Origin of the sequence: Paenibacillus catalpae (assembly GCF_900112695.1) — a bacterium.
Classification (GTDB): domain Bacteria; phylum Bacillota; class Bacilli; order Paenibacillales; family Paenibacillaceae; genus Pristimantibacillus; species Pristimantibacillus catalpae.
Window position 1 is genome coordinate 56,228 of sequence record NZ_FOMT01000009.1, and the last position, 9,391, is coordinate 65,618.

11 protein-coding genes and 1 rRNA gene are annotated in these 9,391 nt (G+C 47.3%); 10 read left to right on the plus strand and 2 right to left on the minus strand.

The genetic code is table 11. From position 1 onward, the window contains the following. Positions 1-104: 104 nt before the first annotated feature. The 6 genes from rplM to BM200_RS28835 all read left to right on the plus strand — a co-directional run bounded on the left by rplM (position 105) and on the right by BM200_RS28835 (position 5,201). Positions 105-542, plus strand: a complete 438-nt coding sequence (gene rplM, locus BM200_RS28810; protein WP_091190753.1) for a 50S ribosomal protein L13 — start codon at positions 105-107, stop codon at positions 540-542. A gap of 18 nt (positions 543-560) precedes the next feature. After that, positions 561-953: a 30S ribosomal protein S9 gene (rpsI, locus tag BM200_RS28815; protein WP_015847193.1), complete on the plus strand. Its 393-nt coding sequence runs from the start codon at positions 561-563 to the stop codon at positions 951-953. Between the two features lie 213 nt (positions 954-1,166). After that, a complete protein-coding gene (locus tag BM200_RS28820; protein WP_091190754.1) occupies positions 1,167-1,862 on the plus strand; it encodes a phosphoadenylyl-sulfate reductase in 696 nt (231 codons plus the stop codon). A gap of 65 nt (positions 1,863-1,927) precedes the next feature. Beyond that, positions 1,928-3,097 (plus strand): sulfate adenylyltransferase, encoded by a 1,170-nt coding sequence (gene sat, locus BM200_RS28825; protein WP_091190756.1) that lies wholly within the window; start codon positions 1,928-1,930, stop codon positions 3,095-3,097. 114 nt (positions 3,098-3,211) lie between these two features. Continuing rightward, entirely contained in the window at positions 3,212-4,006 is a 795-nt protein-coding gene (cwlD, locus tag BM200_RS28830; protein ID WP_091190758.1) for an N-acetylmuramoyl-L-alanine amidase CwlD, read from the plus strand. A gap of 94 nt (positions 4,007-4,100) precedes the next feature. Next, a complete protein-coding gene (locus BM200_RS28835; protein ID WP_091190760.1) occupies positions 4,101-5,201 on the plus strand; it encodes an Mrp/NBP35 family ATP-binding protein in 1,101 nt (366 codons plus the stop codon). Positions 5,202-5,305: 104 nt separating this feature from the next. On the opposite strand, the gene gerD is transcribed toward BM200_RS28835, so the two are convergent. Continuing rightward, complete coding sequence (gene gerD / locus BM200_RS28840; RefSeq protein WP_245773187.1) at positions 5,306-6,007, minus strand: spore germination lipoprotein GerD; 702 nt, start codon at positions 6,005-6,007, stop codon at positions 5,306-5,308. A gap of 182 nt (positions 6,008-6,189) precedes the next feature. Here gerD and BM200_RS28845 point away from each other — a divergent pair, with 182 nt between their 5' ends. After that, the gene (locus BM200_RS28845) at positions 6,190-6,813 is read left to right on the plus strand and encodes a KinB-signaling pathway activation protein (protein ID WP_175533072.1); all 624 of its coding nucleotides are present in this window, start codon (positions 6,190-6,192) and stop codon (positions 6,811-6,813) included. A gap of 8 nt (positions 6,814-6,821) precedes the next feature. Here the strand turns inward: BM200_RS28845 and pdaB are convergent, their stop codons facing one another. Continuing rightward, a complete protein-coding gene (pdaB, locus tag BM200_RS28850) occupies positions 6,822-7,646 on the minus strand; it encodes a polysaccharide deacetylase family sporulation protein PdaB (protein ID WP_091190761.1) in 825 nt (274 codons plus the stop codon). A 356-nt stretch (positions 7,647-8,002) separates the two neighbouring features. Between pdaB and BM200_RS28855 the strand changes: the two genes are divergently transcribed. From BM200_RS28855 to BM200_RS28865, 3 genes are all read left to right on the plus strand, one after another. Then, positions 8,003-8,626: a stage II sporulation protein M gene (locus BM200_RS28855; protein WP_091190764.1), complete on the plus strand. Its 624-nt coding sequence runs from the start codon at positions 8,003-8,005 to the stop codon at positions 8,624-8,626. 132 nt (positions 8,627-8,758) lie between these two features. Continuing rightward, complete coding sequence (locus BM200_RS28860) at positions 8,759-8,980, plus strand: hypothetical protein (protein WP_015847185.1); 222 nt, start codon at positions 8,759-8,761, stop codon at positions 8,978-8,980. Between the two features lie 204 nt (positions 8,981-9,184). Then, positions 9,185-9,391 (plus strand): 16S ribosomal RNA (locus tag BM200_RS28865); the annotation flags it as partial.

Genomic DNA, 9,391 nt, shown 5'->3' on the forward strand with positions numbered 1-9,391 from the left:
AGACTGACACAAACTTGGCATGCAACATTTGATTCAACTAACTGTAAAAACGTGAAACGTTGTTTAATAAAATTTTAACTGTAACGGATATAAGGAGGATCTCCATGCGTACTACGTATATGGCTAAGCCAAATGAAGTTGAGCGCAAATGGCACATCATTGATGCTGCAGGTAAAACGCTCGGCCGTCTGGCTACTGAAGCTGCTAGCCTGATCCGCGGCAAGCACAAACCGCAATTCACTCCTCATGTTGACACTGGCGATTTCGTTATCGTTATCAACGCTGAGAAAGTAGTTCTGACTGGCAAGAAAATGCAAAACAAAATGTACTACCGTCACTCGGGTTACTCTGGTGGTTTGAAAGTAACTCCAGCTCATGAGATGATCGCTAAAAAAGCTGACCGCGCTATCGAATTGGCAGTTCACGGCATGTTGCCAAAGACTCGTCAAGGTAACGCAATGAAACTTAGACTTAAAGCATACGCTGGTTCGGAGCATCCGCATCAAGCACAAAATCCAGAAGTTTACGAACTTCGCGGCTAATAAGGGGAGGACAGTTTCATGGCACAAGTACAATACTATGGAACCGGTCGTCGTAAACACTCTGTTGCACGTGTACGTTTGGTGCCAGGTGAAGGACGAATCATTGTTAACAAACGCGACTTGAACGAATATTTTGGTCTGGAAACATTGAAGCTGATCGTTAAGCAGCCATTGGTTCTGACTGAAACTTTGAACAACTACGACGTTATCGTAATCGCTAACGGCGGCGGTATGTCTGGTCAAGCTGGCGCTATCCGCCACGGTATCTCCCGTGCTCTGCTTAAAGCAGACCCTGAGTTCCGTCCAGCTCTGAAACGTGCTGGCTTCCTGACTCGTGACCCACGTATGAAAGAACGTAAAAAATACGGTCTTAAAGCGGCTCGTCGCGCGCCACAATTCTCGAAACGTTAATATTTTTATCGAACACCTTCTCCGTTATGCGGAGGAGGTGTTTTTGCGTAATAGGCAATTATGTCAGCAGCTCGGTACTCGGTTTGATGGATAAGCTCATAAAAACTTTATTTCATTTTGGTGAAAACTTTTATTGAACATTTTCGCGTTAGAACGTATACTCTTCTTAATAGCATATGAATTTACTTGGAATTAATAATGGAGGGCAAAACCATGAACCTGTTCGAGAAAGAAGCGTTGGTTAAACAAAAAGCCGAAGAGCTTGAAAATGCTACGCCGGAAGAGATTTTGGCTTATGCAGTTGAAGCATTCCCCAATATTACGTTTGCATGCAGCTTTGGCGCTGAAGACGTTGTAATCGTCGACATGCTGCAAAAGATCAGCCCAAAGACAGATATTTTTTACCTTGATACGGATTTTCACTTTAAAGAAACATACGAAACACGCGACCGCATGGTTGAACGTTATCCTGGCATTCCATTCGTTGAAGTTAAACCACTGATTACTCCTGAGGAGCAAGCTGAGAAGCATGGTGCAGAGCTTTGGAAATCTGACGCTAACGCTTGCTGCAATATCCGTAAAGTAGAGCCTCTGACAAGAATTCTGAACCAGTATGATGCATGGATTACGGGTATCCGCCGTGATCAGGCTCCAACTCGTGCCAACGCGAAGAAAGTGGAGTATGACACGAAATTTGGACTCATTAAATTTAATCCGATTGCAGGCTGGACTACAGAAGATGTTTGGAACTACATTCGTGAGAACAACGTTATTTACAATCCGCTGCATGACCAAAACTACCCAAGTATCGGATGTGAGTATTGCACGCGTCAAGTAATGCCTGGTGAAGACCCACGTGCAGGACGTTGGTCCGGGCAAGAGAAAACAGAATGCGGATTGCATAAATAAAATAAGATATAAAGAATTTAGTATGCCGGCTAAGCCAACTTCACATTTTGAGGAGGCTATCAGCAATGAGCCAGATTTTACCGCATGGCGGTAAGCTTGTGAATTGTCTCGCTACCGGCGAGCAGCGTGTAGCGCTTTTGAATGAAGCTAAGTCTTTGAATACGATTGTCATTAATAACTGGACTGTATCTGATCTTGACCTGATTGCCGTTGGGGCTTTCTCGCCGTTGACAGGTTTTATGAACGAATCGGATTACATCTCTGTCGTACAAAAGATGCGTCTTGCTGACGGCACGGTTTGGAGCATTCCCATTACTCTTGCTGTAGACGAAGCGAAAGCTGCTGAACTCCAAGTTGGCACTCGTGCCGCGCTTGTTGGTGAAGATGGCGTAACTTACGCCGTTATCGATGTAGAGAGCATCTACAACGTTGATCAGAAGGTAGAAGCGGTTAACGTTTTCAAAACCGATGATCTGGAGCATCCTGGCGTTCAAAAGCTGCTTTCCCGCCCATCCACATACATTGGTGGCGCGATTATAGTTCTGAATCGTCCAGAGCCTGAGAAATTCGGGGAGTTCTACTTCGATCCATCTGAGACACGCCGCATTTTCGCGGAAAGAGGCTGGAAAACCGTTGTTGGCTTCCAAACGCGCAACCCAGTTCACCGTGCACATGAATACATTCAAAAGACGGCAATGGAGATTGTCGACGCTTTGTTCTTGAACCCGCTAGTAGGTGAGACCAAATCCGACGACGTTCCGGCGAATGTACGGATGAAGAGCTACCTGTCCTTGCTTGAGAACTACTACCCAAGCGATCGCGTATTTCTGGGTGTATTCCCGGCGGCTATGCGTTACGCGGGTCCTCGCGAAGCGATTTTCCATGCGCTTGTACGTAAAAACTATGGCTGCAGCCATTTCATCGTTGGCCGTGACCATGCCGGTGTAGGCGACTACTACGGCACATACGAAGCACAGGAACTGCTGAAGACGATTCCCGCAGAAGATCTTGGCATTACGCCTTTGTTCTTCGAGCATAGCTTCTTCTGCAAGAAATGCGGCAACATGGCAACAACTAAAACTTGCCCGCATGGTAAAGAAGATCATTTGACGCTGTCAGGCACGAAAGTACGCTCCTTGCTAAGAGACGGCGTTTGCCCGCCGACAGAATTCTCCCGTCCGGAAGTGGCGAAGATTCTGATCGAAGGTATGGCTGAACGGCCGGTATCTAACTAAGTTAACTATTTGATACGTTAAGTACACGAATTGATTGCTTGGCCATCATAAACAACCATCTCGTCCCATATAAATGATTAACAGATCATTTGTAGAAAGCGAGGTGGTTTTTTTATGCGCCGAAAACGACTGGTCGTCTGGATGACCTATAAGGGAGCACTCCGCATTGCGGCCGGCATGGCTACGCTTGTGTTAACCTGGATATTGCTTTCCCAAGGCGGAGAGCCTGTATCTCGAACCTGGTCTTATTGGACGCTGCCTTTATCGGGGAAGACGATTGCGATCGATGCTGGACATGGCGGTATTGACGGCGGTGCTGTTAGTAAGGAAGGTGTCGTCGAGAAGGATCTTAACCTGGCCATTGCTTTATACCTCAGAGATTATTTGCAGCAGGCAGGTGCCATTGTGCTGTTAACCAGAGAAGGGGATTATGATCTCGCGAATCAGGATACGAAGGGGTATTCGAAACGCAAGACGGAGGATCTGATGCAGCGGGTGGCAAATATTAAAGAGAGCGAGCCAAGCCTTGTCGTCAGCATACATATGAACAGTATTCCTTCTGCGAAATGGTCAGGCGCTCAAACGTTTTTTAACCCCGCTAATCATCCGGATAATCAGGTACTGGCTACTTTTATTCAGAATGAGATCCGCCGTAACCTGGAGAATACGAGCCGGGTAGCGGTGAAGGACAAAAATAATGTTTACCTCCTGAAAGCATTGGAGAATATACCGACGGCGCTTGTAGAAGTCGGATTCCTGTCCAATCCGGGGGAAGCAGCACGGCTCGCCGATTCGAATTATCAGCGACAGGTTGCTGCCTCGATATACCAAGGCATTCTCCGGTATTCATCGGGGGAGAAGCTGAGTACCGATACGTCATCGGATCAGGAGGCGAATACGACGAATTAACCTTGTCCCGCTTAATATGCTATACTCATTATAAATAAGCAGCTACAATCACGCTTACACCTACAACTCTCTTACATAAAGGTGGGACTCATTCATGTTAACACGTGAACAAGCTCTGGATGCCGTCGGTTCTGTGACGGCCCAATATAGCGCGGACACCGTTTCTGTCCGCGATGTTGTTGTGAAGGACCGTCAAGTATCGATGACGGTCCTTACAGCCAGCGAGGAGGTTCGTCCCTCGCTGGAAGCCGCGCTGCGCGAAGCGCTCGCGCGGGCTGGCGCCGAAACCGTGCATTGCCGGTTTCGTGCGCTTGAGGGCGGCGCAGGCGCAGCTGCCGCGCCGCAAGGCCAGGCTGGCGGCAAGGCGCAGCCAGCCGCAGGCCAAGGCAACGGCCCCGTACAAGGGCACGGGGCCGGGCTCGATAACCCGCTGCTCGATCCCGGCAGCGGGGTGCAGTTCATTGCCGTCGCCAGCGGCAAGGGCGGCGTCGGCAAGTCGACGGTGACCGTCAATCTCGCGGTCGCCTTAGCCCGCAAAGGCAAACGCGTCGGTATCATCGACGCGGATATTTACGGCTTTAGCGTGCCTGATATGATGGGCATCGAGACACGGCCTGAGATCGTGAACGAACGGGTTATCCCGATCGAACGCTTTGGCGTGAAAGTCATGTCAATGGGCTTCTTTGTTGAAGATAACAGCCCAATCGTATGGCGCGGACCGATGCTGGGCAAGATGCTCCGCAACTTCTTTGCCGAAATCGAGTGGGGCGAGCTGGATTACCTGCTGCTTGACCTTCCGCCAGGTACGGGCGATGTAGCTCTGGATGTTCATCAGATCATCCCGCAAAGCAAAGAGATCATCGTTACGACCCCTCATGCTACAGCAGCATTTGTAGCTGCACGTGCAGGAGCGATGGCCATTAAGACCAACCATGAGATTATTGGTGTCGTCGAGAACATGTCCTATTACAAATGCAGCAAATGCGGCGAGCCGGAGTACATCTTTGGTCGCGGCGGCGGTGCTCGTCTGGCAGAATCCCTGCATGCCGAGCTGCTTGCGCAGATTCCGCTGGGACAACCGGATAACCATATTTCCGAGCCTGATTTCTCGCCTTCGGTCTACAAAGCCGAATCCGAAACAGGCGGACTTTACCTCGATATTGCTGAGCAAGTTATTCAGAAATGCGGACGGTAAAATAAAACGAAAGCCCGGGCAGGAAAGAGAGCGACTAAGCTCTCGACCCTGACCCGGGCTTTTTACATCCTTAATATTAGATTCAGCTTGAAGCCTGGTTAATGTTAAGTCGAGGATTCCTGTTCGCCTTCGCCCTCGCCGCCGCCTTCTTCACTTTGCTTCTCTTCATCAGAAGAACCTTCCTCTTCGCCGCCGCCTTCCTGTTTCTTCTCAACCTTCTCATCCGGCTTCGGCTTAAGCTCTTCCTGAACCGCTTTTTTCATCAGATCAAGCACTTCCAGACGGAAGAGGGGGTTTTGCATTGATTCCTGCATAAGCGACATCACTTGTTTTTTATACTGCGTGCTTTGCAGCACCTCAAGAATCATTTTGTCCATCTCAGGCGTCTTCATGGCTTTAATCATCTGTTCTTGATAAGACGGATCCTTCATTAACTCCTTATGAATGTCTTTGTTCTGCTTATTCACCGCCTTAGCGAATTCACCTGCAAAGCGGGTATCCGTCATTAACGTCCTGATGACTTTGTCATATTCCGGAGAGACTATTACATCTTTGACCGCAAGCCTTACTTGTTCCTGATCTTGTACCGACAACAGCTTTGTACCGCTGCCGTTATAACCGGACATCTGCTGGGCTGATTCCTGCAAAGCCTTCTGAGCATCTTCGGTCTTCAGTATATCGATGACCATCGACTTCATGTCCTTGTAGCTTATCTGCTGGTTATTTCCCGATGATTCCGCACCGCAGCTCGTTAAGACGAATGATAGGGCGGAAAGCGCCATTAATAAAGCCAATCGCATGCGCATGCACCAACGAACTCCCTTCTAAGACACCATAGCTGAATTTATATCGTAGTATGTCTTAATGTTCACGGGATTATCATGGCTTCGAGGTTAGCTTTTTATGACGAACGTGGTAAAATAATGGATGGTGCGGGAAGGGCTTGTGCAGCGCGGACTTCGCCAAACTTGAAGGAGGATAACGGAGTATGAATTTGAAAAGATGGTTTTTTCTTTTTTGGAGCTGCATGGCAGTTGGGGCTGCCGTAACAGTCATCAGCGGGTCGATCATGCAATGGACGGACCAGTCCTTCGGATTTATGGGGCTTGAGGCAGCCGGATTCAACGCCTTCATGATGGCGATGGTCGGCTTATTGATAGGAGCATTCAGCCAGATGGGGTTCTTTGCTTACCTGACGTTAAATTACATCGCATTAAGCATTTTCCGCAAAAGCTATCTTTGGAATGCTCTGCAGGGATATACAACCGTATTTGCCGTATTTGGCCTCGGATACCTTCTGTATGAGCAGCGGACGAATAACTGGTTTTTCTGGGTGCTTCCGCTTGCCTTGTTAGCTTTCTCCGTGGGAGTAGCCTACATCAAAATCAAACAAACCAATCCAAGTGCATTTGTGCCAACCGCGTTTCTGATGTTCTTCGTTACATTTGTGGAAGCATGGCCGGCTTTGCAAGGGGAGACGAACATTTCGGCTATCGTCTTTATGGTTATCCCATTGTTTATCTGCAATGCTTACCAGATCCTCATACTGCCAAGACTGCTTCAGAAAAATACAACAACCGACTCTGCAGCATCTGCAAAGCCGGTCGCGTAATCCTTTGTTTAGTATCCCGTATCAGCAGCAGTAACCGCTTCTTCAAGTCCAAGCATGGTAAGCGAGGTCGTTTTGTCCTGAACAGCACGGCCTTCTGACTCTGTTTGGTTAATCAGTTCCGATACCGTCACAAATTCATACCCTTTAGCGCGAAGCTCATCAATAATAACAGGGAGTGCTTCATGGGTTTGTTTCACAGAATCGCTGGCATGCATAAGAATAATGTCTCCATTATGGGCACGGCTTACGACGCGGTTAATGATTTTGTCTGTTCCGATGTTCAGCCAATCCAGCGAATCCGTGTCCCATTGAATGACTTTGTAGTTAAGCTCTTCTGCGATACGGAGCACCCGTTTGTCGAAATCTCCGTTAGGCAGTCGGATCAGGTTCGGTTGTTTGCCGGTCAGATCGGACAAAATCGTATGCGCGGTAGTGATTTGGGTACGGATTTCTTCATCACTAAGCTTGCTGTAATTATCATGCTTGTGGCCATGGCTTCCGATCTCAAAGCCGTCGTTAGCGATGTCTTTGACAATGTCAGGATGAGACTGGCTCCAAGGGGAAGACAAGAAGAAGGTTGCTTGCTTAACTCCTTTGTCTTCCAATACTTTAAGAATAGGCTCCGCACGCTTGTCCCCCCAGCTAATGTCGAAAGTCAGGGCAATCACCTTCTTATCGGTAGGAACACTGTATATGGCAGCCGGCTGCTGCGGTGCAAATACCGTGATGTTGTCTCTTTCGGCGTAGATTACCCCTACAGAGAAGACAAGTGCGAGAACAATAAGGAAGTTGCGTTTTAATTTCCGTCCGTTCAGTACATAAAAGAAATTCATCTTAAGGCTCTCCTTTCTATTGGAAGCTTGTTCTAGTACAATCTATGCTCGTACATCCAAGATATTCATGCTTGTTCAAACCAACAGACAAGTTGTTTTAAGGATAATGTTATTGAGTGACAATTCTTTGGGTTAAAACTTTCGAAGTGTGAATCATCACAACTGGCCATGTAATTGGCCACTTGAGTGACAATTCTTTAGGTTAATGCTTTCGAAGTAAGAATCATCACAGCTGGCCATGTAATTGGCCACTTGAGTGACAATTCTTTAGGTTAATGCTTTCGAAGTAAAGAATCATCACAACTGGCCATGTAATTGGCTAATTGAGTGACAATTCTTTTTAGGAGAGGATAAGCATGTTTAGGTGGTCTGAAATAAAAGCCCATTTCAAAATCATGAATCCCTACATCGCGTTTGGATTCATTTTATTTTTTGCTGGAATTGTAGTCGGAGGAACCAACAGCGCGTTCAGCGATTACCTGGAGCAGCAGATTAATGCGCTGGGTGATGTTGCGAACTCCCTGGAACAGTCGAATAATCCGACATTAGCCTTTATGGTTTTTATCTTCTTAAACAATGCGATCAAATCTATCTTCATTATCTATATAGGCGCAATCTTGGGCATCGCTCCAATCTTCTTCCTTGTATTGAACGGAATGGTTGTAGGCTTTTTACTGCAGCATGTTGCTGAGACTCAAGGTACGGGAGATATGTTAACCGTAGTTCTTGGCCTCTTGCCTCACGGGTTACTTGAGATCCCGGCTATCGTTATTGCTTGTGCATACGGGATGAAATTTGGTGTTCTCTTGCTCAAAGCATTAGGCAGGCTGATTATACCGGGGAAGGAAGCGGGCAAATCAGGGCCGGAGATCGAATATTTCATGATTAGATCGGTCCCTGTGGTCGTTATTTTGACGGTTACACTGCTAATTGCAGCAATAATTGAAAGTACAGTAAGCGTATGGATAAGTTCGTTGTAATATTTTTCCCAAATATTGAGCATAACAGTAAGGCGGCGTCGTGATGCGTAATCGCGAGACGCCGCTTTTGCTTTTAGCTGCCGCAGCAATAAGCTGCTTGGCCATTACTGCTTAGGAGGGCGCTCAATAGTTATGCTAGGAATTCTATTCAACGACAAAGAATGCAAAGAACTCGATTACGTCCTGCGCAAAGAATTAGATGAGATGCTTCTTGATCTGAATGACAACCGTTTAGACGGAGATATTAAGCAAGCTATAACCCGACGGTACAAAATTATCTTCCGTATGTATGCACGGATTGCATCGCCGAAAGAGCTGTCCCGTTATGCATTGAACGTACGAAACTACAGGTAGAATAATCCAATAAAAAAAGTTTAAAAAAAGGGTTGCAATCCTATAGGCCTCCATGATATATTATCTCTTGTCGCCGCTGAGGTTATCGCGAACGACACACAAAAGAAATTGTTCTTTGAAAACTGAACAACGAGCAAAACTGCCCCGTTAGAAATAACGGAAAAAGCGATAAAAACAAAGTTTGAGCAAGTCAAACAGAACCATTTCATGGAGAGTTTGATCCTGGCTCAGGACGAACGCTGGCGGCGTGCCTAATACATGCAAGTCGAGCGGATCTTGTCCTTCGGGACAAGGTTAGCGGCGGACGGGTGAGTAACACGTGGGTAACCTGCCCATAAGACTGGGATAACATTCGGAAACGAATGCTAATACCGGATACGCGAATCGGTCGCATGGCCGAATCGGGAAAGG

Coding starts and splice junctions, on each gene's coding strand:
- BM200_RS28845 (WP_175533072.1), top strand. CDS start 6,190: ATGAATTTGAAAAGATGGTTTTTTCTTTTTTGGAGCTGCATGGCAGTT.
- rpsI (WP_015847193.1), top strand. CDS start 561: ATGGCACAAGTACAATACTATGGAACCGGTCGTCGTAAACACTCTGTT.
- gerD (WP_245773187.1), bottom strand. CDS start 6,007: ATGCGCATGCGATTGGCTTTATTAATGGCGCTTTCCGCCCTATCATTC.
- BM200_RS28820 (WP_091190754.1), top strand. CDS start 1,167: ATGAACCTGTTCGAGAAAGAAGCGTTGGTTAAACAAAAAGCCGAAGAG.
- BM200_RS28860 (WP_015847185.1), top strand. CDS start 8,759: ATGCTAGGAATTCTATTCAACGACAAAGAATGCAAAGAACTCGATTAC.
- BM200_RS28855 (WP_091190764.1), top strand. CDS start 8,003: ATGTTTAGGTGGTCTGAAATAAAAGCCCATTTCAAAATCATGAATCCC.
- pdaB (WP_091190761.1), bottom strand. CDS start 7,646: ATGAATTTCTTTTATGTACTGAACGGACGGAAATTAAAACGCAACTTC.
- sat (WP_091190756.1), top strand. CDS start 1,928: ATGAGCCAGATTTTACCGCATGGCGGTAAGCTTGTGAATTGTCTCGCT.
- cwlD (WP_091190758.1), top strand. CDS start 3,212: ATGCGCCGAAAACGACTGGTCGTCTGGATGACCTATAAGGGAGCACTC.
- BM200_RS28835 (WP_091190760.1), top strand. CDS start 4,101: ATGTTAACACGTGAACAAGCTCTGGATGCCGTCGGTTCTGTGACGGCC.
- rplM (WP_091190753.1), top strand. CDS start 105: ATGCGTACTACGTATATGGCTAAGCCAAATGAAGTTGAGCGCAAATGG.